Here is a 26261-nt window from a genome sequence, read left to right as displayed (position 1 = left end):
AGCAAATTGGGTATGTGATAGCAATTGGTGTTTTGTGAGCGTCGAACTTTCGGTTCATCTCGTCTTCACACACCGCAATCTGGCGCCTTCTCAGGTCAGCAAATTGCTTGGGTGTTATATGGTCAAGCCTCACGGGCAATTAGTATTGGTTAGCTCAACGCCTCACAGCGCTTACACACCCAACCTATCAACGTCGTAGTCTTCGACGGCCCTTCAGGGGACTCAAGGTCCCAGTGAGATCTCATCTTGAGGCTAGTTTCCCGCTTAGATGCTTTCAGCGGTTATCTATTCCGAACATAGCTACCCGGCAATGCCACTGGCGTGACAACCGGAACACCAGAGGTTCGTCCACTCCGGTCCTCTCGTACTAGGAGCAGCCCCTCTCAAATCTCAAACGTCCACGGCAGATAGGGACCGAACTGTCTCACGACGTTCTAAACCCAGCTCGCGTACCACTTTAAATGGCGAACAGCCATACCCTTGGGACCGGCTTCAGCCCCAGGATGTGATGAGCCGACATCGAGGTGCCAAACACCGCCGTCGATATGAACTCTTGGGCGGTATCAGCCTGTTATCCCCGGAGTACCTTTTATCCGTTGAGCGATGGCCCTTCCATACAGAACCACCGGATCACTAAGACCTACTTTCGTACCTGCTCGACGTGTCTGTCTCGCAGTCAAGCGCGCTTTTGCCTTTATACTCTACGACCGATTTCCGACCGGTCTGAGCGCACCTTCGTACTCCTCCGTTACTCTTTAGGAGGAGACCGCCCCAGTCAAACTACCCACCATACACTGTCCTCGATCCGGATAACGGACCTGAGTTAGAACCTCAAAGTTGCCAGGGTGGTATTTCAAGGTTGGCTCCACGCGAACTGGCGTCCACGCTTCAAAGCCTCCCACCTATCCTACACAAGCAAATTCAAAGTCCAGTGCAAAGCTATAGTAAAGGTTCACGGGGTCTTTCCGTCTAGCCGCGGATACACTGCATCTTCACAGCGATTTCAATTTCACTGAGTCTCGGGTGGAGACAGCGCCGCCATCGTTACGCCATTCGTGCAGGTCGGAACTTACCCGACAAGGAATTTCGCTACCTTAGGACCGTTATAGTTACGCCGCCGTTTACCGGGGCTTCGATCAAGAGCTTCGCGTTAGCTAACCCCATCAATTAACCTTCCGGCACCGGGCAGGCGTCACACCCTATACGTCCACTTTCGTGTTTGCAGAGTGCTGTGTTTTTAATAAACAGTCGCAGCGGCCTGGTATCTTCGACCGGCATGGGCTTACGGAGCAAGTCCTTCACCCTCACCGGCGCACCTTCTCCCGAAGTTACGGTGCCATTTTGCCTAGTTCCTTCACCCGAGTTCTCTCAAGCGCCTTGGTATTCTCTACCCAACCACCTGTGTCGGTTTGGGGTACGGTTCCTGGTTACCTGAAGCTTAGAAGCTTTTCTTGGAAGCATGGCATCAACCACTTCGTCGTCTAAAAGACGACTCGTCATCAGCTCTCGGCCTTAAGATCCCGGATTTACCTAAGATCTCAGCCACCTACCACCTTAACTTGGACAACCAACGCCAAGCTGGCCTAGCCTTCTCCGTCCCTCCATCGCAATAACCAGAAGTACAGGAATATTAACCTGTTTTCCATCGACTACGCTTTTCAGCCTCGCCTTAGGGACCGACTAACCCTGCGTCGATTAACGTTGCGCAGGAAACCTTGGTCTTTCGGCGTGGGTGTTTTTCACACCCATTGTCGTTACTCATGTCAGCATTCGCACTTCTGATACCTCCAGCAAGCTTCTCAACTCACCTTCACAGGCTTACAGAACGCTCCTCTACCGCATCACTTACGTGATACCCGTAGCTTCGGTGTATGGTTTGAGCCCCGTTACATCTTCCGCGCAGGCCGACTCGACTAGTGAGCTATTACGCTTTCTTTAAAGGGTGGCTGCTTCTAAGCCAACCTCCTAGCTGTCTAAGCCTTCCCACATCGTTTCCCACTTAACCATAACTTTGGGACCTTAGCTGACGGTCTGGGTTGTTTCCCTTTTCACGACGGACGTTAGCACCCGCCGTGTGTCTCCCATGCTCGGCACTTGTAGGTATTCGGAGTTTGCATCGGTTTGGTAAGTCGGGATGACCCCCTAGCCGAAACAGTGCTCTACCCCCTACAGTGATACATGAGGCGCTACCTAAATAGCTTTCGAGGAGAACCAGCTATCTCCGAGCTTGATTAGCCTTTCACTCCGATCCACAGGTCATCCGCTAACTTTTCAACGGTAGTCGGTTCGGTCCTCCAGTTAGTGTTACCCAACCTTCAACCTGCCCATGGATAGATCGCCCGGTTTCGGGTCTATTCCCAGCGACTAGACGCCCTATTAAGACTCGCTTTCGCTACGCCTCCCCTATTCGGTTAAGCTCGCCACTGAAAATAAGTCGCTGACCCATTATACAAAAGGTACGCAGTCACCCAACAAAGTGGGCTCCCACTGCTTGTACGCATACGGTTTCAGGATCTATTTCACTCCCCTCTCCGGGGTTCTTTTCGCCTTTCCCTCACGGTACTAGTTCACTATCGGTCAGTCAGTAGTATTTAGCCTTGGAGGATGGTCCCCCCATATTCAGACAAAGTTTCTCGTGCTCCGTCCTACTCGATTTCATGACTAAGAGATTTTCGCGTACAGGGCTATCACCCACTATGGCCGCACTTTCCAGAGCGTTCCGCTAATCTCAAAGCCACTTAAGGGCTAGTCCCCGTTCGCTCGCCACTACTAAGGGAATCTCGGTTGATTTCTTTTCCTCAGGGTACTTAGATGTTTCAGTTCCCCTGGTTCGCCTCTTGCACCTATGTATTCAGTACAAGATAACCATCTTATGATGGCTGGGTTCCCCCATTCAGACATCTCCGGATCAAAGTCTGTTTGCCGACTCCCCGAAGCTTTTCGCAGGCTACCACGTCTTTCATCGCCTCTGACTGCCAAGGCATCCACCGTATGCGCTTCTTCACTTGACCATATAACCCCAAGCAATCTGGTTATACTGTGAAGACAACATTCGCCGAAAATTCGAATTTCTCGTTAAGAGAACTCACAAATTTTACCTTAGCCTGATCCATTACCAGTGAAAGTAACGGTCAGTCTATCTTTCTATCACATACCCAAATTTTTAAAGAACGATCTAATCAAAGACTAGAAATCAATATTCATCAACGAATATTCATTTCTAAACTCTAACAGCAGAAACAGTTAATGGTGGAGCCAAACGGGATCGAACCGTTGACCTCCTGCGTGCAAGGCAGGCGCTCTCCCAGCTGAGCTATGGCCCCATAACAAAATTGGTGGGTCTGGGCAGATTCGAACTGCCGACCTCACCCTTATCAGGGGTGCGCTCTAACCAACTGAGCTACAGACCCAATTTCGAGCGCAACTGATTAGCTAAGAGCTATCAGCTTGGAGCTTAAAGCTGCTTCTATCGTCTTCTTCAATGAATCAAGCAATTCGTGTGGGAACTTATGGAGCAGCTGATGTCGTCGATTAAGGAGGTGATCCAGCCGCAGGTTCCCATCCCCTACGGCTACCTTGTTACGACTTCACCCCAGTCATGAATCACACCGTGGTAACCGTCCTCCCGAAGGTTAGACTAGCTACTTCTGGTGCAACCCACTCCCATGGTGTGACGGGCGGTGTGTACAAGGCCCGGGAACGTATTCACCGCGACATTCTGATTCGCGATTACTAGCGATTCCGACTTCACGCAGTCGAGTTGCAGACTGCGATCCGGACTACGATCGGTTTTGTGGGATTAGCTCCACCTCGCGGCTTGGCAACCCTCTGTACCGACCATTGTAGCACGTGTGTAGCCCAGGCCGTAAGGGCCATGATGACTTGACGTCATCCCCACCTTCCTCCGGTTTGTCACCGGCAGTCTCCTTAGAGTGCCCACCATAACGTGCTGGTAACTAAGGACAAGGGTTGCGCTCGTTACGGGACTTAACCCAACATCTCACGACACGAGCTGACGACAGCCATGCAGCACCTGTCTCAATGTTCCCGAAGGCACCAATCTATCTCTAGAAAGTTCATTGGATGTCAAGGCCTGGTAAGGTTCTTCGCGTTGCTTCGAATTAAACCACATGCTCCACCGCTTGTGCGGGCCCCCGTCAATTCATTTGAGTTTTAACCTTGCGGCCGTACTCCCCAGGCGGTCAACTTAATGCGTTAGCTGCGCCACTAAGAGCTCAAGGCTCCCAACGGCTAGTTGACATCGTTTACGGCGTGGACTACCAGGGTATCTAATCCTGTTTGCTCCCCACGCTTTCGCACCTCAGTGTCAGTGTTGGTCCAGGTGGTCGCCTTCGCCACTGGTGTTCCTTCCTATATCTACGCATTTCACCGCTACACAGGAAATTCCACCACCCTCTACCACACTCTAGTCAGTCAGTTTTGAATGCAGTTCCCAGGTTGAGCCCGGGGATTTCACATCCAACTTAACAAACCACCTACGCGCGCTTTACGCCCAGTAATTCCGATTAACGCTTGCACCCTCTGTATTACCGCGGCTGCTGGCACAGAGTTAGCCGGTGCTTATTCTGTCGGTAACGTCAAAATTGCAGAGTATTAATCTACAACCCTTCCTCCCAACTTAAAGTGCTTTACAATCCGAAGACCTTCTTCACACACGCGGCATGGCTGGATCAGGCTTTCGCCCATTGTCCAATATTCCCCACTGCTGCCTCCCGTAGGAGTCTGGACCGTGTCTCAGTTCCAGTGTGACTGATCATCCTCTCAGACCAGTTACGGATCGTCGCCTTGGTGAGCCATTACCTCACCAACTAGCTAATCCGACCTAGGCTCATCTGATAGCGCAAGGCCCGAAGGTCCCCTGCTTTCTCCCGTAGGACGTATGCGGTATTAGCGTCCGTTTCCGAACGTTATCCCCCACTACCAGGCAGATTCCTAGGCTTTACTCACCCGTCCGCCGCTCTCAAGAGAAGCAAGCTTCTCTCTACCGCTCGACTTGCATGTGTTAGGCCTGCCGCCAGCGTTCAATCTGAGCCATGATCAAACTCTTCAGTTCAAACATCTTTGGGTTTTTAAGAAACCCTAAACTTGGCTCAGCAATCGTTGGTTACATCTTTGATTTCTCGCGGAGCAACTTGTGATGCTGATAATCTTGTTGACTATCAGTCTGACCCCACAAGCACCCACACGAATTGCTTGATTCAGTTGTTAAAGAGCGGTTGGTTAAGAGCTTTCGTCTCAACCGAGGCGCGCATTCTACAGCAGCCTCATTTGCTGTCAAGCGGTTATTTTCAGAAGCTTTCGAAGATTTCTTCAACAACTTCAACCACTTGCGCTTCAGATCTCTCGTCAGCGGGAGGCGAATTCTACAGCGTTACACGCTGCTGTCAACACCTCTTTTTCAACTTCCTTTTGGCTTCGATGAACTGAAGCGACTTGCTGTCGAAAACCACTTAACTCATTGTTTACCAAGGAGTTTTCCGTTTCGACTGCGCCGGAAGTGGGGCGAATTATAGGCTTCCAGAATCTGCCGTCAACCTTCTTTTTCATATTTCTGTCATATAGGTCAAAAACGCCCAGAAACGCGAAAGCCGGCCCCAAGGGGCCGGCTTTGCGTTTACCGAGCCTTACAAGCTGGGAAATGCGAACTGCGATGCTTCATGGCTGGCCCGTTGCGGCCAACGCTGGGTAATCGCCTTGCGACGGGTATAGAAACGCACCCCATCCGGCCCATACGCATGCAGATCGCCGAACAGCGAGCGCTTCCAGCCGCCAAAGCTGTGATAGGCCACAGGCACCGGCAAAGGAACGTTCACGCCCACCATGCCCACTTCAATCTCGTCACAGAACAGACGCGCCGCTTCACCATCGCGAGTGAAGATACAGGTACCGTTGCCATATTCATGATCATTGATCAATTGCATCGCCGCTTCCAGGCTGTCCACCCGTACCACGCACAACACCGGGCCGAAGATTTCCTCTTTGTAGATGCGCATCTCAGGCGTCACACGATCAAACAAGCTGCCGCCCAAGAAGAACCCTTCCTCATGCCCCGCAACACTCAAGCCACGACCGTCGACGACCAGTTCCGCCCCCGCAGCCACACCGTCTTCTATATAACCGCTGACCTTATCCCGCGCCTGCCCCGTCACCAAAGGCCCCATATCCAGGCCGCAGGACGTACCCGCCCCGATCTTCAGCGCCTTGACCTGCGGCACCAGCTTGGCGATTAACGCATCCGCCACCTGATCACCCACACACACAGCCACCGAAATCGCCATGCAGCGCTCGCCGCAGGAACCATATGCCGCGCCCATCAAGGCACTGACCGCATTGTCCAGATCCGCATCCGGCATCAGCACGGCATGGTTCTTCGCCCCACCCAGCGCCTGAACGCGCTTGCCGCGCTTGGTCGCCTCGGAATAGATGTACTCGGCAATCGGCGTTGAGCCCACAAAGCTCAGCGCTTTCACTTCCGGCGCTTGGATCAATGCATCTACCGCGCCCTTGTCGCCGTGCACCACACTCAGCACGCCTTTAGGCAGACCGGCTTCCTGCAACAGTTGTGCGATCAGCAGCGTTGAGCTCGGATCACGCTCCGAAGGTTTGAGGATGAAGCAGTTGCCGCACACAATCGCCAGCGGGTACATCCACAGCGGCACCATCGCCGGGAAGTTGAACGGGGTAATACCCGCCACCACACCCAACGGCTGGAAATCTGACCAGGCATCAATGTTCGGCCCGACGTTACGGCTGTACTCGCCCTTGAGAATCTCCGGTGCCGAGCATGCGTACTCCACGTTCTCGATCCCGCGCTTCAACTCGCCAGCAGCATCTTCCAAGGTCTTGCCGTGTTCCTCGCTGATCAATTGCGAGATACGCGCTTCGTTCTGCTCCAGCAACTGCTTGAAACGAAACATCACCTGGGCACGCTTGGCCGCCGGCGTATTGCGCCACGCGGGGAAAGCTGCCTTGGCCGAGTCAATTGCACGCTGGATAGTTTCACGACTGGCCAACGGCACCTGGTGAATCACCTGACCGGTGGACGGGTTGTATACGTCGGCACTACGGCCGCTGTCGTCGACCAGCTCGCCGTTGATCAAATGCTGGATAAGGCTCATGCAGGGCTCCTGAGAAATTGTTCTATATAGAAGGAGAAATCAGTCGATTTTGTTCAGCACTTCGCCGACCGCATCGAACAGGCGATCCAGGTCTTGCGGTTTGCTGTTGAAGGTTGGCCCGAACTGCAGGGTGTCGCCGCCAAAGCGCACGTAGAACCCGGCCTTCCATAAGGCCATGCCAGCCTCGAATGGGCGCACGATGGGGTCGCCGTCGCGTGTGGCGATCTGGATCGCACCGGCCAGGCCGTAGTTGCGAATGTCGATCACATTCTTGCTGCCCTTCAAACCATGCAGTGCATTCTCAAAGTGCGGCGCGACTTCGGCCACGCTCTGCACCAGGTTTTCCTTCTGCAACAGATCCAACGCCGCCAGACCGGCAGCGCACGCCACCGGGTGTGCCGAGTAGGTATAGCCGTGGGGGAATTCCACCGCGTACTCCGGCGTCGCCTGGTTCATGAAGGTCTGATAAATCTCGCTGCTGGCAATCACCGCGCCCATTGGGATCGCGCCGTTGGTGACTTGCTTGGCAATGCACATCAGGTCCGGGGTCACGCCGAAGCTGTCGGCGCCGAACATCGAGCCGGTACGGCCGAAACCGGTGATCACTTCGTCAAACACCAGCAGGATGTTGTGCTGGTCGCAAATCTCACGCAGACGCTTGAGGTAACCCTGCGGCGGCACCAGTACACCGGCGGAACCGGCCATCGGCTCGACAAATACGGCGGCAATATTGGAAGCGTCATGCAGTTCGATCAGCTTGAGCAGCTCATCGGCCAGCGCAATACCGCCCTGCTCCGGCATGCCACGGGAAAACGCATTGCTCGCCAGCAAGGTGTGCGGCAGATGGTCAACATCCATCATCGCCTGACCAAACATCTTACGGTTACCATTAACACCGCCCAGGCTGGTACCGGCGATGTTCACGCCGTGGTAGCCACGGGCACGGCCGATCATCTTGGTCTTGGTCGCCTGGCCTTTCAGGCGCCAGTAGGCACGCACCATCTTCACCGCGGTATCGGCGCACTCGGAACCGGAGTCGGTGAAGAACACATGATTCAGGTTGCCTGGGGTCAGGTCGGTAATCTTTTCCGCCAGTTGGAAGGACAACGGATGACCGTACTGGAAGCCCGGAGAGTAGTCCAAGGTGCCCAGTTGCTTGGCCACCGCCTCCTGGATTTCCTTACGCGTATGCCCGGCGCCGCAAGTCCACAGGCCCGACAACGAGTCGTAGACCTTGCGCCCCTTGTCATCCGTCAACCAGCTGCCTTCGGCGGCCACGATCAGGCGCGGGTCACGCTGGAAGTTACGGTTAGCGGTGTAGGGCATCCAGTGAGCATCAAGCTTCAGTTGGCTGGCCAGGGACGATGGGGCGTTTTCGGGCATGTTCATCAGCAAAACCTCGCAGGGCAAACGACGGCGTCGGGATTGAAAAGCATTGTTGCAGCTAAATTGCCACGGGGATAAAGTTGATGAAATCCAACTTTTCTAACCTTCAGTCAGACCACGACTAAACTATGAGCCTGCGTCGACCCGATCCCCTGGCCCAAGTCAGCGACTTCGATATCCGCCTGCTGCGCATCTTTCGCAGTGTAGTGGAGTGCGGCGGTTTCTCCGCGGCGGAAACGGTACTCGGTATCGGTCGTTCAGCCATCAGCCAACAGATGAGCGACCTTGAGCAGCGCCTCGGTCTAAGGCTTTGCCAACGGGGCCGCGCCGGGTTCTCCCTGACCGAAGAAGGCCGGGAGGTCTACCAATCTGCTCTGCAACTACTGAGTGCGTTGGAAAGTTTCCGCACCGAGGTCAACGGCCTGCACCAGCATTTGCGCGGCGAATTGATCATCGGCCTCACCGACAATCTCGTCACCCTGCCGCACATGCGCATCACCCACGCCTTGGCGCAGTTGAAGGAGCGCGGCCCGGATGTGCAGATCCAGATCCGCATGATCGCGCCCAATGAAGTCGAACAGGGCGTGCTCGACGGGCGCCTGCATGTCGGCGTGGTCCCTCAGGCCAGCGCCCTCTCGGGGCTGGAGTACCAACCGCTGTACAGCGAACGCTCCCTGCTCTACTGCGCGGTCGGTCATCCACTGTTTTATGCCGACGACAAGCAACTGGACGACGAACGCATCGACAGCCAGGACGCCATCGCCCCCACCTTCCGCCTGCCTGCCGAGATCCAGGCCCACTACCAGGCGCTCAACTGCACGGCCAGCGCCTCGGACCGCGAAGGCATGGCCTTCCTGATCCTCACCGGCCGCTATATCGGCTACCTGCCCGATCACTACGCCAGCCTATGGGTGCAACAAGGCCGACTGCGCGCGCTGAAATCGGCTACGCGTTTTTACGATTTAAGCCTGGCATCGGTCACGCGCAAGGGCCGTCGCCCTCATTTGGTGCTGGAAAGCTTCCTGGACAGCCTGGCCGCAACACGTTGACGCGGGCCTCGCGCAAAAAGCTGAGCAATTGGACAGCTTTTTGCAAGAGCACTTGGACCTAGAATCGTCCGCCTCGAGTTAGCCCGCCATGCCACCAGAATCCTCCAGCCCCAGCGACCTGATCTACGGCCTCAACGACCGTCCGAAACCCGCCCCGGCCTTTTTGGCCGCACTGCAACATGTGCTGGCCGCTTTTGTAGGCATCATCACCCCGCCACTGATCATCGGCTCCACCCTGGGCCTGACCGCGCATTTGCCCTACCTGATCAGCATGGCGTTGATGGTGTCCGGGGTCGGCACCTTCATCCAGGCGCGCAGGCCGTTTGGCATCGGCGCCGGGATGATCTGCCTGCAAGGCACCAGCTTCGCCTTTCTCGGCGCGGTACTTTCAGCCGGTTTCCTGGTGAAACAACGCGGTGGCAGCCCGGAAGACATCATGGCGATGATCTTCGGCGTGTGCTTTTTCGGCGCAGCGGTGCAGATCGTGCTGAGCCGTTTCATTGGCCAACTGCGCCGCGTAATCACGCCACTGGTCACCGGCATCGTGATCACCTTGATCGGTATCAGCCTGATCAAAGTCGGCATCACCGACCTCGGCGGCGGCTTCAATGCCCCTGACTTCGGTGCCCCCACCAATCTGGCGCTGGGCCTGTTCGTGGTGTTGACGATCATCCTGCTCAACCGCTCGAACACGGCCTGGGTGCGCCTCTCGGCCATCATCATCGGTCTGATACTCGGCAGTCTGGCCGCCTGGCTCAGCGGTAAACTGGTACCCCAGGCACTTGCGGACTTGCCCTGGATCAGCGTGCCGATACCGTTTCGCTTTGGCTTCAATTTCGACTGGAGCGCCTTCCTACCGATCGCGCTGATTTATCTGATCAGCAGCATCGAAACGGTCGGCGACCTCACCGCCAACTGCATGATCGCGCGCCAACCTATCAGCGGCCCTTCTTATATAGGCCGACTCAAGGGTGGCGTGCTGGGTGATGGTGTCAGTTGCATGATCGCCGCTACGTTCAGTGCCTTCCCCAATACCACCTTCGCGCAGAACAACGGTGTGATCCAACTCACCGGCGTGGCCAGCCGTTACGTCGGCTTATATATCGGTGTGGTGCTGTTTTGCCTCGGTTTGTTTCCGTTGATTGGCGCCGTGTTGCAGCAACTTCCCAAACCGGTCCTGGGCGGCGCGACCCTGGTGATGTTCGGCAGTGTGGCCGCCGCCGGCGTGCGCATCCTCGCCCAGGCACCGCTGGATCGACGTAGCATGCTGATCATCGCCACATCGTTTGGCGTCGGCCTGGGCATCGCCGCCCAGCCAAACCTGTTGCACCAGATGCCGACATTGGTGCAGAACCTGTTCGACTCCGCCATCACCAGCGGTGGCCTGACCGCCATTGTATTGTGCCTCTTGTTACCGGAAGCCAAAGCGACCCACACAGGCGCAAACCACTCGCCCGAAAGCGACACACTGGAATCGCTTTGACGGTTTTATTGCATCGGGACTTGTCTGGGGCTTGAGGGTGGGTTATCTGTGCACACGTCGTCTCTCTCGATCAGCACGGTACTCTCCATGAGCCTCGAAGTTCCCGCCCACAGCAACCACGCCGGTAAACCCGCCAGCCGCATTCGGCAAAAGAATGAACAAGCGATTCTCCAGGCTGCTGAGGATGAGTTCGCGCGCCATGGCTACAAGGGCACCAGCATGAACACCATTGCTGCGAGTGCGGGGCTGCCCAAAGCCAACCTGCATTATTACTTCACCAACAAGCTGGGCCTGTATATCGCGGTGCTCAGCAATATCCTCGAACTGTGGGACAGCACGTTCAATACGCTGACCGCCGAAGACGACCCGGCCGTGGCCCTCTCTCGCTACATCCGCACCAAGATGGAGTTCTCGCGGCGCCAGCCCCAGGCCTCGCGGATCTTTGCCATGGAGATCATCAGCGGCGGCGAATGCCTCACCGAATATTTCAGCCAGGACTACCGCGCCTGGTTCAGTGGCCGTGCGGCGGTGTTCCAGGCCTGGATCGACGCGGGCAAGATGGACGCCGTCGACCCGGTGCACCTGATCTTCCTGCTGTGGGGCAGCACCCAGCATTACGCCGACTTCGCCACCCAGATCTGCCGCGTGACCGGTCGCAGCAAGCTGACCAAGCAGGACATGGAAGACGCCGGCACCAACCTGATCCACATCATTCTCAAAGGTTGCGGCATCAAGCCCGCCCTCTAGACGAAGCCACTCATGCCTTTCACGCTCACAGGCCTGTGCGAATTTCGCGAAGAAATACGCAAAAGCCGCTTTATCACCCTCGCCGTGCCGATTACCAGCCCGCAGGACGCCCAGGCGTTTTTCGAGCAGCACAGCGATCTGAACGCCACGCACAATTGCTGGGCCTGGAAGCTGGCCGATCAATACCGCAGCAATGACGACGGCGAACCCGGCGGCACCGCCGGGCGGCCAATTCTGGCGGCCATCGAGGCCCAGGGTTTCGATCAAGTCGCAGTGCTGGTGATTCGCTGGTACGGCGGCATCCAACTGGGCACCGGTGGCCTGGCCCGTGCCTACGGTGGCGGCGCAAATAAATGTCTGCAAACAGCCGAGCGCATCGAACTGATCAGCCGCGTAGCGCTGAGCTGCGCCTGTGGCTTCTCCGAGTTGAACCTGGTGAAGCTGCGCGTTGCCGAACTGGACGGATTGGTTATAGAGGAAACCTTCACCGCCAACGGTGTAGAACTGCAACTGGCCCTGGGCGAAGCCCACATCGATACCCTGCAAACCCAGCTCGCCGACCTGAGCCGTGGGCGTATCCTGCTGCAACGCTGAAACTGCTACTGTTGTTCCGCGCCATTCCCTGAACCGCGACTCCCAAGGAAGCTATTCATGTCTACGCCAAAAACCGCACTGATCATCGGCGCCTCGCGCGGGCTGGGCCTTGGCCTGGTCAAGCAATTGTTCCAGGACGGCTGGGACGTGACCGCCACCGTGCGTGACCCGAGCAAGGCCGATGCGCTGAAAGCCGTGGGCCCGGTGCAGATCGAAAAACTCGACATGGACGATCAGCAAGCCGTGATTGCCCTGGCCCAACGCCTCAAGGAGCGGACTTTCGACTTGCTGTTCGTCAATGCCGGTGTCAAAGGCCCGGCCAACCAGGAGCCTGGTCACGTCACATTGGCCGAAGTCGGCCAACTGTTTTTCACCAACGCCGTGGCACCGATCAACCTGGCACAGCGCTTTGTCGGGCAGATCCGCAAGGACAGCGGCGTACTGGCCTTCATGAGTTCGGTGCTGGGTAGCGTGACTATCCCCGACGGCTCAGACCTGGCGCTGTACAAGGCCAGCAAAGCCGCGCTCAACTCCATGACCAACAGTTTCATCACCCAGCTGGGCGACCACAAACTCACCGTACTGTCGATGCACCCGGGCTGGGTCAAGACCGACATGGGCGGAGAAAACGCGCATATCGATGTCGACACCAGCGTGCGCGGCCTGGTCGACCAGGTGAACGCCTACACCGGCAGAGGCGGCCATCACTTCGTGGACTACAAAGGCGACACCATCGCCTGGTAAACACCACGGATCGAAATGTGGGAGGGGGCTTGCTCTCTCTCACATTGATAGCGTCTATTTTCCTACAGCTAGACCAGCCCCAGAACTACACGTAATCTAAGCACTTCGCCCTCACCGGCGACCCTGGATCAGCAGACAGGGCAACACTGAGCTGGCAAACCTGAACCCATCATTCAGAGGAGCCGGCCAATGCCTGCGACCCGTATCTGGTTAAAAAACCCCCTCGCGATTTTTACTGCCAATGGCCTCGACGCCCGTGGCGGCCTGGTGCTGCAGGACGGTGTGATCACCGAAATGCTGGCCCTGGGGCAAGCACCTGCACAGCCCTGTGCACAGGTGTTCGACGCTCATGAACATGTGGTCCTTCCCGGGCTGATCAACACCCACCACCACTTCTACCAAACCCTGACCCGCGCCTGGGCACCGGTGGTCAACCAGCCCTTGTTCCCTTGGCTCAAAACCCTGTACCCGGTCTGGGCGCGGCTGACGCCGGAGAAACTCGCCCTGGCCAGCAAAGTCGCGCTGGCCGAGTTGCTGCTCTCAGGCTGCACCACCGCAGCCGATCACCACTACCTGTTCCCCGATGGGCTGGAAAACGCCATCGATGTACAAGTCGACAGCGTGCGTGAACTGGGCATGCGCGCCATGCTCACCCGGGGCTCCATGAGCCTGGGCGAAGCGGACGGCGGCTTGCCACCGCAGCAGACGGTGCAACAAGGCCAGGTGATTCTCGACGATAGCCAACGTCTGATCCGCAACTACCATGAGCGAGGCGAAGGGGCACAGATCCAGATCGCCCTGGCGCCCTGCTCACCGTTTTCCGTCACGCCGCAAATCATGCGAGCCAGCGCCGAGATGGCCAACAGCCTCGACGTGCGCCTGCACACCCACTTGGCGGAAACCCTCGATGAGGAAGACTTTTGCCTGCAGCGCTTCGGCCTGCGCACCGTGGACTACCTCGACAGCGTCGGCTGGCTCGGCCCGCGTACCTGGCTGGCTCATGGCATTCACTTCAATCCGGATGAAATCGCGCGCCTGGGCGCCGCCGGTACCGGCATCTGCCACTGCCCAAGCTCGAACATGCGCCTGGCCTCCGGCATCTGCCCGACCCTGGATTTGCTCGCCGCCGGCGCGCCTATCGGTCTTGGCGTGGATGGCTCCGCATCCAACGATGCGTCGAACATGATCCTCGAAGCGCGCCAGGCGCTGTATATCCAGCGCCTGCGTTACGGCGCCGAAAAAATCACTCCCGAAGGCGTGCTCGGCTGGGCCACCAAAGGCTCGGCGCAATTGCTGGGACGTACGGATATCGGCGAATTGGCCGTCGGCAAACAGGCCGACCTGGCGTTGTTCAAGCTTGATGAGCTGCGCTTCTCCGGTAGCCATGATCCGATTTCGGCGCTGCTGTTGTGCGGCGCCGACCGAGCGGACCGGGTGATGATCGCAGGCAAGTGGCGAGTGATCGACGGGCAGGTCGAAGGCCTGGATCTGAAGGGCTTGATCGCCGATCACACCCAGGCCGCACGGCAGTTGATCGCCGGCACCTAAGCAAACACAGTTCAAATCCTGCAGTGCTTATAGGCCTAGCAGAGACAACATGATAAAGGTCGCAAACAGCACAAAATGGGTCATCCCTTCGATGGCGTTGGTTTCGCCATCGTTGAGGTTGATCGCACTCACGATCAACGTAATAAACACCATCACCGTCTGCACCGGGGTCATCGCCATCTGGAACGGTTGGCCGGTGTAAAGCGCCACGGCCTCCATCACCGGCACCGTCAGAATCACCGTCGACAAGGAAGCACCCAGCGCGATGTTGACCACCGACTGCATGCGGTTGGCCAACGCTGCGCGCAACGCGGTCAGAATTTCCGGCGCCGCCGAAATAGCGGCCACTACAATCGCCGTGATCACCGGCGGTGCGCCCGTGCCTTCCAGGCCCAGGTCGAGTGTCTTGGACATCACCTCGGCCAGTGCGCCAATCACGATTACACCAAACACCAGGGTACCGATGGAGAACGCCAGGTTCACCGGCGTTTCCTGCTCTTCTTCGGGCAGTTTCCTGCGACGTTTTTCCGGGTAGCTGTAGCTGAAGAAGTAACTGTGCGGCCCCACCTGCATACGCAGGAACAAGGTGTAGAGCACCACCATCGCGCCGATGGTGAAGGCCGAGTAAATTTTCCAGTCAGCTTCGGGGATAAATTCCGGCACCACCATCGACACGCCCATGGCGGTAAGAATCATCACGCTGTAGGTGCGTGCTGAATCATCGTTGTAGGACTGCTCGCCATGCTTGATGCCGCCCATCAACGCGGCCAGGCCGAGGATGCCGTTGATATCGAGCATTACAGCGGAGTAGATCGTATCGCGCACCAGGGTCGGCGATGGTTCGTTACTCATCATGATCGCCAGGATCACCACCTCTACCAACACCGCCGCGAGGGTCAGGATCATGGTGCCGTAGGGGTCGCCGACTTTTTCCGCCAATTGCTCGGCGTGGTGGGCCACACGCATCGACGCCAACACGATGAAAGCGATCAGCGCCACACCGGCCAACAGCGCCACCATTTGCCCGCTGTGCAGCATCCAATGCTCCAACGGGTACGCAGCAATGGCAGCAATCAGCGCCAGCAGCATGAATTTTTCTTGCTTGAGGAGTGTAAGCATTACGGGCCTTTTCAAACGGCAAATCAGTCATTGATGGGGTACAGACTGCGCCACGCTGCTAACGTTTCGTTACATCTTAGTTGACGCCGCCCTTGTACGAATAAAACGAATACTCTCCTGCCGGTCAGGTTTTACCGATTATTTCGGCCATGCCCTGTAGAATGCCGCCATTGCACCTGATGAGATTTTAAAAATGTACGATTGGCTCAACGCCCTGCCCAAGGCAGAACTGCACCTGCATCTGGAAGGCTCGCTGGAGCCTGAATTGCTGTTCGCCCTGGCCGAACGCAACAAAATCGCGCTGCCGTGGAACGACGTTGAAACCCTGCGCAAGGCCTACGCCTTTAACAACCTGCAGGAATTTCTCGATCTGTACTACAAAGGCGCCGACGTGCTGCGCACCTCCCAGGATTTCTACGACCTGACCTGGGCTTACCTGCTGCGCTGCAAAGCGCAGAACGTGATCCATACCGAACCTTTCTTCGACCCGCAAACCCACACCGACCGTGGCGTGCCGTTCGAAGTGGTGCTTAACGGCATCGCCGCTGCGCTCAAAGATGGCGAACAGCAACTGGGCATCACCAGCGGCCTGATCCTTAGCTTCCTGCGCCACCTGAGTGAAGACGAAGCGCAGAAAACCCTCGACCAGGCGCTGCCGTTCCGTGACGCGTTCGTCGCCGTCGGCCTGGACAGTTCGGAAATGGGCCACCCGCCGAGCAAGTTTCAGCGCGTGTTCGACCGTGCCCGCCACGAAGGCTTCCTCACCGTCGCCCACGCCGGCGAAGAAGGCCCACCGGAGTACATATGGGAAGCCATCGACCTGCTGAAAATCCAGCGTATCGACCATGGCGTGCGCGCCATCGAAGATGAGCGTCTGATGCAACGCATCATCGACGAGCAGATCCCGCTCACCGTGTGCCCGCTGTCCAACACTAAGCTCTGCGTATTCGACGACATGGCCCAGCACAACATTCTCGACATGCTTGAGCGTGGCGTGAAGGTAACGGTGAACTCCGACGATCCGGCGTACTTCGGTGGTTATGTGACCGAGAACTTCCACGCGCTGTACACCTCGCTGGGCATGACCCAGGATCAGGCCAAACGCTTGGCGCAGAACAGCCTGGACGCTCGGCTCGTAAAACCGTAACTGGATAACACAGGCCAAAACTGTTAGCGGGCTTGCCGTGGCGAGCCCGCATTTACCTTGTATTGACTGCTTGAACAGCGAAAGGCATCTACGACAGGGCCAATCGGGCGATTTCCACCAGCCCGAGATCGCTCACCTCTAGCGCCTGGGACTCATTGATCAAACTCACCCAGTTCGACTGCAAAAACAGTTGACAGCCCCGTACCCAACGTCCCCCCCAGATGCGGTTGCTGCCGACTCCAATCAAAACAATCGCACACCAGCGGCGACGCCAGCGCCTGGATGAAAATGCCCAGGTCCGCCAACTGCTGCGCGCCCTTGACCGTGACCTCGATACGCTGCTCAAGGCGTTCAATCCAACCCGCCGCCATCATCCGTTCGTAGAGCGCCGCCGCCAACTCGCCGCCGAGGTGGCCATGGCACAGGCGGGCATGCCGCAATGAAAGTGGCGCCAGCAGCAGCGGTGGTGAAGTTCCCGACGCTCGGCGTGCCGCACTGGCGAAGGTGGTGTTTGCCAATGCATCGATGGCAACCCTCACATCCGGGGCCGCCACGCGGAACAAACGCCCGCCGCGGCGCGCCTCAATGCGAAGCAAGCCACTGCCGGTCAACCGCGCCAGATGCGCATTGGCCGAGGCCGGTGACAGCCCGGCCAGCGTTGCCAGCTCCTGCGACGATCGGGCCGAACCGTCCATCAACGCCCAGAGCATGGCCGTGCGTTTTGGCTCGGCGAGCAAACTGGCGATCTGGCTGATGCAAGGTGCTTCTTCCATCGATTCACTCCCTGTCGAATTATTTTTGTGCTGCGGTTGGCGCCAAAGTATAGGTGCGCCGACCGCCAGTTCCGCGGCGTCTGACAGCGCGGATAGGGACAGGCTCTGAGTGAAACTTCCTGCTGTGATGAAGGTTATTGCCCCGTGCCCACGCGCGCCGGCAACTGCGCGGTCAATGTCGCACAACGGGACACGAGCATTTCGCGCAGCAGGTTGATGGGTTTGCTCAACTGGGCGCGGTGGGCGCACAGCAGATTGAGCGGCGTACGCTCGCCACGCAGCTCCGGCAGGATCAGGCGCAAGCGCCCGGCCAGCACGTCGGTACTCACATCCAGCCAGGACTTGTAGGCAATGCCCACACCCGCCACCGCCCAGCGGCGCACCACATCGGCATCATCACTGAAGCGGTCGCCGCCAACCGTCAGGCTGACGTCACGTTTGCCGTCATGAAACGCCCAGTGGTCATGCACGCGACTGCCGAGCATATACAGCAGGCAATTGTGCTGGGCCAACTGCTCCAGGTGTCGAGGTTCGCCGTGCCGCGCCAGATAGACGGGGGCCGCGCACAATACGCGGATATTGTCCGGGGCCACAGGCAGCGCGATAAGGCTGGAATCCTCCGGCTCGCCATAGCGCAGGGCGATGTCCACCGGCTGACGGAACAGGTCGGCAATCCGATCGCCCAACAACAGGCGCACGGTGAGCTGCGGGTATTCGCGCTGGAACTCATCCAGCCACGGCAACAACTGGTTGCGGCCAAAATCGGAGGGCGCCGACAGTTGCAACACGCCGCTGACATGGTCCTGGCCACTGGCCAATAACCGCCGCCCCTCATCCAGCGAACTCAGCGCAGCGCGTGCATAGTCCAGGAAGCCTTCACCTTCGGCGGTCAAACGCAGACTGCGAGTGGAGCGCGCCAGCAAGCGCGCACCCAGTTGCTGTTCGATGCGTTTAAGCGCAGCGCTGGCCACGGCGGGCGACAGTTCCATCACCCGCGCCGCCGCCGACAGGCTGCCCAAGTCGGCCGCGCGCACAAACAACTGCAAATCATCAAAGCGCAGCATCTATCTGCCCATTATCAAAATTTTATTGAAACAGCCTAGTGTTTTAGCGGCTTTTATCTTCGTAGGAAATAGCCAATTATCTGCCCATCCCATTTATCACGTGTCTGGAGTCGACTATGTCCACCGCCTTTAACGTCATTGCCACGCTGATCGCCAAACCCGGCCAACAAGCCACTCTGGAAACCCTGCTGCGAGGCCTGCTGGAACCCACCCGCCTCGAAGCCGGCTGCGAGCAGTACGACCTGCACCAGGACCTGCAACACCCAGAGACCTTCTACATGCTTGAACGCTGGAGCGATGACGCCGCACTGGCCGATCACGACCAGAGCGCGCATATCCAGGATTTTCGCGCCAAGGCTGCCGACGTGCTCGAACATTTCGAACTCAAGCGCCTGACATTTCTTGCCTGATCACCATCCTTTTTCCGGAGTCCCCATGAAAGCCATTGCCTACTACGCCTCTCTGCCCATCAACGACGAACAATCGCTGCAAGACATCGAACTGCCAGCGCCGGTCGCCGGCCCGCGCGATCTGCTGGTGGAAGTCAAAGCCATTTCGGTCAACCCGGTGGATACCAAGGTGCGCCAGAACGTCGCCCCGGAAAACGGCGCCGCCAAAGTGCTGGGCTGGGACGTGGCCGGTGTGGTCAAGGCGGTCGGCAGTGACGTGACCCTGTTCAAGGCCGGCGACAAGGTGTTCTATGCCGGCTCCCTGTTGCGCCCAGGCGGCAACAGCGAACTGCACAGCGTGGACGAGCGCATCGTCGGCCATATGCCCAAGAGCTTGAGTTTTGCCGAAGCCGCCGCGCTGCCGCTGACCGCCATCACCGCCTGGGAACTGCTGTTCGAACGCCTGCAAGTGCGTGAGGGTAAACAGGATGAAGGCCAGAGCCTGCTGATCGTCGGCGCCGCCGGTGGCGTGGGTTCGATCCTGACCCAACTGGCCAGCCAGCTCACCGCCCTGAAAGTGATCGGCACCGCCTCGCGTCCGGAAACCCAGGCATGGGCCAAGGCACTCGGCGCCGACCTGGTGATCGACCACAGCCAACCGCTGAGCGAAGCGCTGGAACAGGCCGGCCACCCGCAAGTGACCCACGTCGCCAGCCTGACCCAGACCGACCATCACCTGGACCAACTGGTCGAAGCGCTGCAGCCTCAGGGCAAACTGGCGTTGATTGACGATCCCAAGGCATTGGACGTGAGCAAGCTCAAGCGCAAGAGCCTGTCACTGCACTGGGAGTTCATGTACACGCGCTCGATGTTCGAAACCCCGGACATGATCGAGCAGCACAACCTGCTCAACCGCGTGGCCGAACTGATCGATGCCGGCACCCTGGAAACCACGGTGGGCGAGCACTTTGGCCTGATCAATGCGGCGAATCTGCGCCGGGCCCATGCACTGCTGGAAAGCGGCAAGGCCAAGGGCAAGATCGTGTTGGAAGGGTTCTAGGAAGCGTCTGTCGGTGTCGTCCATTATTCACGTGAGTCATGGACGACACCGCTAGTCAGAGACTTGATCCTTGTCACATTTGTGAGCGTATTCAGGTTTATATTGGCCGCCTTTGCCACGATTCTTTTACGTGAGGAAGTCAGCAATGAAAATCCTGATAAAAGCGTTAGCAAAATCCCAGTGGGAGGTCCGGCTGGATCAGAAAGCCATTATTTTCCACACCGAAGCCGAGGCTCGCGCCTTTGCCGATACCCTGCAGGCGCGCATCCAGGCGCCCCATCGCTTTCCTGTCAGCCAGCCACAGTCCGCCGCTGGCTGAACCGCCCTTCAGACCTGCGCCTGCAAGGCTCTGGTTCGTTGCAGGCGCTGGGTCGATACGGCCACCGTCACCGCCAACACACCGCACAAGCTGATGACCATCGCCATCGGCATGGCGGTGCCATCGTGCAACAGTCCCACCAACGACGCCGCGCCCGCCGCCACGCCGAACTGGATGCAGCCGAGCAACGCCGACGCGCTTCCCGCTCGGGCGCCCTGCCCGCTCATGGCGCAGGCCGAGGTGTTGGGCAAAATGCAGCCCAGGCTGGCAATGCAGATAAACAACGGCACCAGCAATGGCCACAATGCGTCAGTGTGCAGCGCCGAAATGCCCAGCAGCGTCATGCCTGCCAACGCATAGAGCCACACCGTGCGCGACAGCAAAAACGCCGGGCCACGCTTGGCCAGCAAGCGCGCGTTGAGCTGTGCCACCAGAATAAAACCGGCGGCGTTGGAACCGAACACCCAGCCGTAATGCTCGGCGGGCACGCCATAGAGCTTGATAAACACGAACGGTGAACCGGCGATGTAGGCAAACATCCCGGCAATCGACAGCGCGCCGGTCAGCGCGTAACCGAGATAAACCCGGTCCGACAGCAGCCCCAAGTAGCGGCGCAGCGAGCCGGACAACGGCTGGCGCGGCTGATGGGCCGGGAAGGTTTCCGGCAAACCGACCGCCACGGCGACCGCCGCCATCACACTGAAGATCGACAACGCCAGGAAGATCGACTGCCAGCCCCAGAGTCCTACCATCAGGCCACCGGCCAGTGGCGCAAGGATCGGCGCCAGGCCGGTCACCAGCATCAGTTGGGAAAACACTTTGGCCGAACCCACCGCATCACACTTGTCGCTCACCACCGCACGGGAGATCACCATGCCTGCGCAGCCGCCCAGCGCCTGCACGAAGCGCGCGCCGATCAGCCAGTCCAGGGAAGGAGCATAGGCACAGGCGAAAGACGCCAGGGTAAACAGGGTCACGCCGCTGAGCAGCGGCCCGCGTCGACCAAAACGGTCCGCCAGCGGGCCGTAGATCAATTGGCCGATGGCCAGGCCGGCAAAATACACAGCCAGGGTCAGCTGGATATGTTTTTCATCGGTGGCGAACGCCGTGGCCATTGCCGGAAAGCCCGGCAGGTAAAAATCGATCGCCAGCGGCGCGAAGGCGCTCAAGGCGCCCAGGATCAGAATTATGCGAAGGTTCATCAGGCACCCAAGTGAGTCGGCAGCCCCACAGTCTAGCCGGGCCAGGGTGCCTTGAACATAAAGATAGCTCGCTAACTATTAAAATCAGGCGAGCTTGGCTTTATAGCCTTCTTCTGTAATGAGGTTGATCACTTGGTCGGCAGACAAACGGCTTTCCACGCCCACTTCCCTGGCGGCCAGATCAACCTTCACACTGGCCGCCGGGTCCTGGCTCTGCACCGCCTGGGTCACCGCCTTGACGCAATGGCCGCAGGTCATTCCTTCAACGCTGAATACTTGCATGACATGACTCCTTTGATGAGGTTGACGCCAGTCTCGACCTTGCCACGATGGCAAGGTCAAGTTTTGAAAACTTTGGCCGGGCTGGTATTCGACGCCACTGTCGGCCAAGCTTGACGCATCGTTGATTCAACCCTCGGAGCATTCGCCATGCGCTGGTCGTTTTTTGGCCTTGTCGGCCTGATGAGCTTGTCTGCCGCTGCGCCCCTGGCCAGCGCCGCCGAAGACTATGCGGTCCTGATTATTTCCCGCGAACGCCTGGAAGTACTGACCAACTGTGAGATCGGCCTGTACCTCAATGACCAGTTGGCAGGGCGGCTGTTCCAGGAGCAGGCCACCTCGTTCAACTTGCCGGCGGGCGATCTGTCGTTGCGCTTGAAGCTCCTGCCGGGCCAGGCACGCGGATGCCTTCCAGGCCTGCTGGCGCCGCCGGCGCAAAACATCAAGCTCAAGGTCGGTGAAGTACGCAAGTTACGTATCGCCCAAGGCCCGGACGGCATGTACCTCAAGCCCGCTGCACTGGAATACTGAAGGCGCTTGACCTTCCCCACAGGTCAAGGTTGATCCTAGGCGCAACTTCTTCTGGAGGACCGCCCCATGAATGGATCCACCACCTTTGACCTGCCCATCAGCGGCATGACTTGCGCCAGCTGTGCCGGGCGTGTCGAGCGCGCATTGGGCAAGGTGCCGGGGGTGCAAAGCGTCAGCGTCAACCTGGCCAACGAACGCGCCTATGTTGAAGTACTCGGCCAGATGGACCCCGCGGTGTTGATCGCTGCCGTCGACAAAGCCGGCTACACCGCCACCCTGCCCCAAAGCGAAATTGTCACCGACGCCCACCAGGCCCAGCACCTGCACCGCGAGCGTTGGGCGCTATTGTTGGCCATTGCGCTGGCACTGCCGCTGGTATTGCCGATGCTGGTGCAACCCTTCGGCGTGCATTGGATGTTGCCCGCCTGGGTGCAATTCGCCCTGGCCACCCCCGTGCAATTCATCTTCGGTGCGCGCTTTTATATAGCGGCCTGGAAAGCCGTGCGCGCCGGTGCCGGCAATATGGACTTGCTGGTGGCCATCGGCACCAGCGCCGGTTACGGCCTGAGTATCTATGAATGGCTCACCGCCCCCACCGACAGCATGCCGCACCTGTACTTTGAAGCCTCGGCCGTGGTGATCGCCCTGGTGCTGCTGGGCAAATACCTGGAAAGCCGCGCCAAACGCCAGACCGCCAGCGCTATCCGTGCGCTGGAAGCCCTGCGTCCTGAACGCGCGATTCGCGTGCAGGACGGTCACGAAGAAGAGGTCGCCATCAGCGCGCTGAAGCTGGATGACCGGGTACTGGTCAAACCCGGCGAACGCTTCCCGGTGGACGGTGAAGTGATCGAAGGCCAAAGCCATGCCGATGAAGCGTTGATCAGCGGCGAAAGCCTGCCGGTGCCCAAACAACCGGGCGATAAGGTCACTGGCGGCGCCATCAATGGCGAAGGTCGCCTGCTGGTGCGCACCACCGCGCTGGGTGCCGAAAGCGTATTGGCGCGGATCATTCGCCTGGTGGAAGATGCCCAGGCCGCCAAGGCGCCGATCCAGAAACTGGTGGATAAAGTCAGCCAGGTGTTCGTACCGGCGGTGCTGGTGCTGGCATTGATCACTCTGGTCGGCTGGTGGTTGTACGGCGCCCCGCTGGAAACCGCGATCATCAATGCCGTGGCGGTCCTGGTGATCGCCTGTCCTTGCGCCCTCGGGCTGGCCACCCCGACTGCGATCATGGCCGGCACCGGCGTTGCCGCCCGCTACGGCATCCTGATTAAAGACGCCGAAGCCCTGGAGCGCGCCCATGAAGTGAGCGCCGTGGTATTCGACAAGACCGGCACCCTCACCTCCGGCGCGCCGAAAATCGCCCATTTGGCCGCAGTGGATGGCAATGAAGCCCTGCTGCTGCAACAGGCCGGTGCGCTGCAACGTGGCAGCGAACACCCGCTGGCCAAGGCTGTACTGGACGCCTGCGACGAACGAGGGCTGACGGTCGCGGATGTGAGCGCCAGCCAATCCCTGACCGGACGCGGCATCGCCGGCACCTTCGACGGCCGGCGCCTGGCCCTGGGCAACCACCGCTTGTTGCAAGAGAGCGGCTTGAGCGCCGGCGACCTGGCTACCCGCGCCCAAGACTGGGAGGCCGAAGGCCGCACTCTGTCGTGGCTGCTTGAACAAGGCGCGCAGCCCAAGGTGCTGGGGCTGTTCGCGTTTGGCGACACCCTCAAGCCCGGCGCGCTGCAAGCGGTGACTCAACTCAAGGCACGCAATATCAGCAGCCACTTGCTCACCGGCGATAATCGCGGCAGCGCCCGAGTGGTCGCGCAGGCGCTGGGCATAGACGATGTACACGCCGAAGTGCTGCCCGCCGACAAAGCCGCTACCGTCGCCGAACTGAAAAAAACCGCTGTGGTGGCCATGGTCGGCGACGGCATCAACGACGCCCCGGCCCTGGCCGCCGCCGATATCGGCATCGCCATGGGCGGCGGCACCGATGTGGCCATGCACGCGGCCGGGATTACCTTGATGCGCGGCGACCCTCGTTTGGTGCCGGCCGCGTTGGAGATCAGCCGCAAGACCTACGCAAAAATCCGCCAGAACCTGTTCTGGGCCTTTGTGTATAACTTGATCGGCATTCCTCTGGCCGCGTTCGGCCTGCTCAACCCAGTACTCGCGGGCGCGGCCATGGCCTTGTCCAGCGTCAGCGTGGTGAGCAATGCATTGCTGCTAAAAACCTGGAAGCCCAAGAACCTGGAGGATCAACGCCCATGAACATCGGCCAAGCCGCCCGACAGAGCGGGCTGAGCGCAAAGATGATTCGCTACTATGAGTCCATCGGCCTGCTCAAGGCCGCCCACCGTACCGACAGCGGTTACCGCGTGTACGGCGCGGAAGACCTGCACACCCTGGCGTTTATCAAGCGATCGCGGGATCTGGGCTTTTCATTGGAAGAGGTCGGCAAACTGCTGACCCTGTGGCAGGACCGGCAACGGGCCAGCGCCGACGTAAAAGCCCTGGCGCGTCAGCATATCGAAGAGTTGAATCAGAAAATTGTGGAACTGGGGCAGCTGCGCGACACGTTGCAGGACCTGGTGGACCACTGCCACGGCGATGATCGGCCGGATTGCCCGATTCTCAAGGAGTTGGCGTCCGGTAGCTGCTGCGCCTGAGGGGTGTAACTGACCACACAAAACCGCCCCTCCCACATTTTTCAGATCTCGATTAGCTGGGAGATCACTGCATCCAAGGCGGAGGCGGTGGCTCTTCGGACGCTTTGCTCGCCGGCGCATCATCCGCAGCCCGAATCGCCTGACGACGCTCTTCATCCAAACGCGCCGCTTCGATCTCGCGGATCACACCGCCCACATCCGCCAACTCTTCCGGCTCATCGAACTCGCCGGTCAATAGGCTGGCCGGGTGCAAGGTGCCGGCTTCGTACAGCGCCCACATTTCCTTGGCGTACTTGGTCTTCTTCAACTCCGGGGCAAAACGCCCGAAGTAGGAGGCCATGTTGCCCACATCCCGCTCCAGCATGCTGAATGCGTGGTTGTTGCCGGCCGCATCCACCGCCTGGGGCAGGTCGATGATCACCGGGCCCGTGGGCGTGAGCAGCACGTTGAACTCGGACAAGTCACCGTGCACCAGGCCGGTACACAGCATCAGCACGATCTGCGAGATCAGGAAGGCGTGGTATTCACGCGCCTGATCCGGATCCAAGGTCACGTCATTCAGACGCGGCGCTGCGTCGCCGTACTCGTCGGCCACCAGTTCCATCAGCAGCACGCCTTCAAGGAAGTCGTAGGGCTTGGGCACGCGAACGCCCGCACCCGCCAGGCGGAACAACGCCGCGACTTCAGCGTTCTGCCAGGCATCCTCGGTTTCTTTCTTGCCGAACTTGGAACCCTTGGCCATGGCACGGGCCTGACGGCTGTTGCGGACCTTGCGGCCTTCCTGGTATTCGGACGCCTGACGAAAACTTCGTTTGTTCGCCTCCTTGTAAACCTTGGCGCAACGCAGTTCGTTGCCGCAGCGCACCACATAAACAGCTGCTTCTTTACCACTCATGAGTGGGCGCAGCACTTCGTCGACCAGACCGTCTTCGATCAGGGGTTCAATGCGTTTAGGAGTCTTCATCAGCTTTTATTGTGGGTCCTTTATTACCAAATACGCGTATGGCACTCGTTATACGGCA

Annotated in this window: 20 protein-coding genes, 2 tRNA genes, 2 rRNA genes and 1 pseudogene; 13 read left to right on the top strand and 12 right to left on the bottom strand. The window is 58.8% G+C overall.

The window, feature by feature from the left end:
* Positions 1-118 precede the first annotated feature (118 nt).
* The 6 genes from PSH66_RS03445 to PSH66_RS03420 all read right to left on the bottom strand — a co-directional run bounded on the left by PSH66_RS03445 (position 119) and on the right by PSH66_RS03420 (position 8528).
* Positions 119-3011: ribosomal RNA gene (locus PSH66_RS03445) — 23S ribosomal RNA — on the bottom strand.
* A gap of 236 nt (positions 3012-3247) precedes the next feature.
* Positions 3248-3323 (bottom strand) — tRNA-Ala (locus PSH66_RS03440).
* A gap of 10 nt (positions 3324-3333) precedes the next feature.
* A tRNA-Ile gene (locus PSH66_RS03435) sits at positions 3334-3410 on the bottom strand.
* Positions 3411-3532: 122 nt separating this feature from the next.
* A 16S ribosomal RNA gene (locus PSH66_RS03430) occupies positions 3533-5074 on the bottom strand.
* The 16S and 23S rRNA genes sit together here with 2 tRNA genes alongside, the layout of an rRNA operon.
* Before the next feature lie 571 nt (positions 5075-5645).
* A complete protein-coding gene (locus PSH66_RS03425; protein WP_003171530.1) occupies positions 5646-7139 on the bottom strand; it encodes a CoA-acylating methylmalonate-semialdehyde dehydrogenase in 1494 nt (497 codons plus the stop codon).
* A 39-nt stretch (positions 7140-7178) separates the two neighbouring features.
* Positions 7179-8528: an aspartate aminotransferase family protein gene (locus PSH66_RS03420; RefSeq protein WP_003171529.1), complete on the bottom strand. Its 1350-nt coding sequence runs from the start codon at positions 8526-8528 to the stop codon at positions 7179-7181.
* A gap of 125 nt (positions 8529-8653) precedes the next feature.
* Between PSH66_RS03420 and PSH66_RS03415 the strand changes: the two genes are divergently transcribed.
* From PSH66_RS03415 to PSH66_RS03390, 6 genes are all read left to right on the top strand, one after another.
* Positions 8654-9574, top strand: coding sequence for a LysR family transcriptional regulator (locus PSH66_RS03415; protein ID WP_003171528.1), 921 nt, complete (start codon positions 8654-8656; stop codon positions 9572-9574).
* 88 nt (positions 9575-9662) lie between these two features.
* Positions 9663-11057, top strand: a complete 1395-nt coding sequence (locus PSH66_RS03410) for a uracil-xanthine permease family protein (RefSeq protein ID WP_305428360.1) — start codon at positions 9663-9665, stop codon at positions 11055-11057.
* Positions 11058-11144: 87 nt separating this feature from the next.
* Positions 11145-11804, top strand: a complete 660-nt coding sequence (locus PSH66_RS03405; RefSeq protein ID WP_042944128.1) for a TetR/AcrR family transcriptional regulator — start codon at positions 11145-11147, stop codon at positions 11802-11804.
* Positions 11805-11816: 12 nt separating this feature from the next.
* A complete protein-coding gene (locus tag PSH66_RS03400; RefSeq protein ID WP_078731408.1) occupies positions 11817-12398 on the top strand; it encodes a YigZ family protein in 582 nt (193 codons plus the stop codon).
* Between the two features lie 57 nt (positions 12399-12455).
* Positions 12456-13142 carry an SDR family oxidoreductase gene (locus tag PSH66_RS03395; RefSeq protein WP_003171524.1) on the top strand — a complete coding sequence of 229 codons (687 nt, stop codon included), beginning with the start codon at positions 12456-12458 and terminating at the stop codon, positions 13140-13142.
* Positions 13143-13331: 189 nt separating this feature from the next.
* Positions 13332-14690, top strand: a complete 1359-nt coding sequence (locus PSH66_RS03390) for an 8-oxoguanine deaminase (RefSeq protein ID WP_141062987.1) — start codon at positions 13332-13334, stop codon at positions 14688-14690.
* 27 nt (positions 14691-14717) lie between these two features.
* Here PSH66_RS03390 and PSH66_RS03385 read toward each other — a convergent pair whose 3' ends face one another.
* On the bottom strand, positions 14718-15809 hold the full coding sequence (locus tag PSH66_RS03385; RefSeq protein ID WP_305428359.1) for a calcium:proton antiporter: 1092 nt from the start codon (positions 15807-15809) through the stop codon (positions 14718-14720).
* A 193-nt stretch (positions 15810-16002) separates the two neighbouring features.
* On the opposite strand from PSH66_RS03385, the gene PSH66_RS03380 reads away from it, so the two are divergent.
* Positions 16003-16956: an adenosine deaminase gene (locus PSH66_RS03380; RefSeq protein WP_003171521.1), complete on the top strand. Its 954-nt coding sequence runs from the start codon at positions 16003-16005 to the stop codon at positions 16954-16956.
* A gap of 88 nt (positions 16957-17044) precedes the next feature.
* Here PSH66_RS03380 and PSH66_RS03375 read toward each other — a convergent pair.
* Positions 17045-17729, bottom strand: a pseudogene (locus PSH66_RS03375) (ArsR/SmtB family transcription factor).
* 134 nt (positions 17730-17863) lie between these two features.
* Positions 17864-18793, bottom strand: coding sequence for a LysR family transcriptional regulator (locus PSH66_RS03370; protein WP_141062990.1), 930 nt, complete (start codon positions 18791-18793; stop codon positions 17864-17866).
* A gap of 116 nt (positions 18794-18909) precedes the next feature.
* Between PSH66_RS03370 and PSH66_RS03365 the strand changes: the two genes are divergently transcribed.
* The 3 genes from PSH66_RS03365 to PSH66_RS03355 all read left to right on the top strand — a co-directional run bounded on the left by PSH66_RS03365 (position 18910) and on the right by PSH66_RS03355 (position 20561).
* Positions 18910-19203: a putative quinol monooxygenase gene (locus tag PSH66_RS03365; protein WP_003171517.1), complete on the top strand. Its 294-nt coding sequence runs from the start codon at positions 18910-18912 to the stop codon at positions 19201-19203.
* A 25-nt stretch (positions 19204-19228) separates the two neighbouring features.
* Positions 19229-20242: a zinc-binding alcohol dehydrogenase family protein gene (locus PSH66_RS03360; RefSeq protein ID WP_003171515.1), complete on the top strand. Its 1014-nt coding sequence runs from the start codon at positions 19229-19231 to the stop codon at positions 20240-20242.
* A gap of 145 nt (positions 20243-20387) precedes the next feature.
* A complete protein-coding gene (locus tag PSH66_RS03355; RefSeq protein ID WP_003171514.1) occupies positions 20388-20561 on the top strand; it encodes a hypothetical protein in 174 nt (57 codons plus the stop codon).
* Positions 20562-20569: 8 nt separating this feature from the next.
* Here PSH66_RS03355 and PSH66_RS03350 read toward each other — a convergent pair whose 3' ends face one another.
* Positions 20570-21763 carry a multidrug effflux MFS transporter gene (locus tag PSH66_RS03350; RefSeq protein ID WP_078731401.1) on the bottom strand — a complete coding sequence of 398 codons (1194 nt, stop codon included), beginning with the start codon at positions 21761-21763 and terminating at the stop codon, positions 20570-20572.
* Positions 21764-21847: 84 nt separating this feature from the next.
* On the bottom strand, positions 21848-22045 hold the full coding sequence (locus PSH66_RS03345) for a heavy-metal-associated domain-containing protein (protein ID WP_003171512.1): 198 nt from the start codon (positions 22043-22045) through the stop codon (positions 21848-21850).
* A gap of 147 nt (positions 22046-22192) precedes the next feature.
* Between PSH66_RS03345 and PSH66_RS03340 the strand changes: the two genes are divergently transcribed.
* The 3 genes from PSH66_RS03340 to cueR all read left to right on the top strand — a co-directional run bounded on the left by PSH66_RS03340 (position 22193) and on the right by cueR (position 25239).
* A complete protein-coding gene (locus PSH66_RS03340; protein ID WP_305428358.1) occupies positions 22193-22573 on the top strand; it encodes a hypothetical protein in 381 nt (126 codons plus the stop codon).
* A 66-nt stretch (positions 22574-22639) separates the two neighbouring features.
* Positions 22640-24841, top strand: a complete 2202-nt coding sequence (locus PSH66_RS03335) for a cation-translocating P-type ATPase (RefSeq protein WP_305428357.1) — start codon at positions 22640-22642, stop codon at positions 24839-24841.
* Positions 24838-25239 carry a Cu(I)-responsive transcriptional regulator gene (cueR, locus tag PSH66_RS03330; protein ID WP_141062993.1) on the top strand — a complete coding sequence of 134 codons (402 nt, stop codon included), beginning with the start codon at positions 24838-24840 and terminating at the stop codon, positions 25237-25239. Before PSH66_RS03335 ends, cueR begins: the two co-directional genes overlap by 4 nt.
* A gap of 64 nt (positions 25240-25303) precedes the next feature.
* Here the strand turns inward: cueR and PSH66_RS03325 are convergent, their stop codons facing one another.
* Positions 25304-26203: a PA4780 family RIO1-like protein kinase gene (locus PSH66_RS03325; RefSeq protein WP_003171507.1), complete on the bottom strand. Its 900-nt coding sequence runs from the start codon at positions 26201-26203 to the stop codon at positions 25304-25306.
* Between the last annotated feature and the right edge of the window lie 58 nt (positions 26204-26261).

It is taken from the genome of Pseudomonas sp. FP597 (assembly GCF_030687435.1).
GTDB classification, from domain to species: domain Bacteria; phylum Pseudomonadota; class Gammaproteobacteria; order Pseudomonadales; family Pseudomonadaceae; genus Aquipseudomonas; species Aquipseudomonas lactucae.
The sequence above is the reverse complement of the archived record's forward strand: the minus strand, read 5'-3'. Positions and strand labels throughout refer to the sequence as shown.

Excerpts from the sequence above, each read along its gene's own strand:
- PSH66_RS03335 (WP_305428357.1), top strand. The coding sequence starts at position 22,640 with ATGAATGGATCCACCACCTTTGACCTGCCCATCAGCGGCATGACTTGC.
- cueR (WP_141062993.1), top strand. The coding sequence starts at position 24,838 with ATGAACATCGGCCAAGCCGCCCGACAGAGCGGGCTGAGCGCAAAGATG.
- PSH66_RS03390 (WP_141062987.1), top strand. The coding sequence starts at position 13,332 with ATGCCTGCGACCCGTATCTGGTTAAAAAACCCCCTCGCGATTTTTACT.
- PSH66_RS03350 (WP_078731401.1), bottom strand. The coding sequence starts at position 21,763 with ATGAACCTTCGCATAATTCTGATCCTGGGCGCCTTGAGCGCCTTCGCG.
- PSH66_RS03340 (WP_305428358.1), top strand. The coding sequence starts at position 22,193 with ATGCGCTGGTCGTTTTTTGGCCTTGTCGGCCTGATGAGCTTGTCTGCC.
- PSH66_RS03405 (WP_042944128.1), top strand. The coding sequence starts at position 11,145 with ATGAGCCTCGAAGTTCCCGCCCACAGCAACCACGCCGGTAAACCCGCC.
- PSH66_RS03410 (WP_305428360.1), top strand. The coding sequence starts at position 9,663 with ATGCCACCAGAATCCTCCAGCCCCAGCGACCTGATCTACGGCCTCAAC.
- PSH66_RS03325 (WP_003171507.1), bottom strand. The coding sequence starts at position 26,203 with ATGAAGACTCCTAAACGCATTGAACCCCTGATCGAAGACGGTCTGGTC.
- PSH66_RS03395 (WP_003171524.1), top strand. The coding sequence starts at position 12,456 with ATGTCTACGCCAAAAACCGCACTGATCATCGGCGCCTCGCGCGGGCTG.
- PSH66_RS03400 (WP_078731408.1), top strand. The coding sequence starts at position 11,817 with ATGCCTTTCACGCTCACAGGCCTGTGCGAATTTCGCGAAGAAATACGC.
- PSH66_RS03415 (WP_003171528.1), top strand. The coding sequence starts at position 8,654 with ATGAGCCTGCGTCGACCCGATCCCCTGGCCCAAGTCAGCGACTTCGAT.
- PSH66_RS03420 (WP_003171529.1), bottom strand. The coding sequence starts at position 8,528 with ATGAACATGCCCGAAAACGCCCCATCGTCCCTGGCCAGCCAACTGAAG.
- PSH66_RS03360 (WP_003171515.1), top strand. The coding sequence starts at position 19,229 with ATGAAAGCCATTGCCTACTACGCCTCTCTGCCCATCAACGACGAACAA.
- PSH66_RS03345 (WP_003171512.1), bottom strand. The coding sequence starts at position 22,045 with ATGCAAGTATTCAGCGTTGAAGGAATGACCTGCGGCCATTGCGTCAAG.
- PSH66_RS03365 (WP_003171517.1), top strand. The coding sequence starts at position 18,910 with ATGTCCACCGCCTTTAACGTCATTGCCACGCTGATCGCCAAACCCGGC.
- PSH66_RS03385 (WP_305428359.1), bottom strand. The coding sequence starts at position 15,809 with ATGCTTACACTCCTCAAGCAAGAAAAATTCATGCTGCTGGCGCTGATT.
- PSH66_RS03425 (WP_003171530.1), bottom strand. The coding sequence starts at position 7,139 with ATGAGCCTTATCCAGCATTTGATCAACGGCGAGCTGGTCGACGACAGC.
- PSH66_RS03355 (WP_003171514.1), top strand. The coding sequence starts at position 20,388 with ATGAAAATCCTGATAAAAGCGTTAGCAAAATCCCAGTGGGAGGTCCGG.
- PSH66_RS03380 (WP_003171521.1), top strand. The coding sequence starts at position 16,003 with ATGTACGATTGGCTCAACGCCCTGCCCAAGGCAGAACTGCACCTGCAT.
- PSH66_RS03370 (WP_141062990.1), bottom strand. The coding sequence starts at position 18,793 with ATGCTGCGCTTTGATGATTTGCAGTTGTTTGTGCGCGCGGCCGACTTG.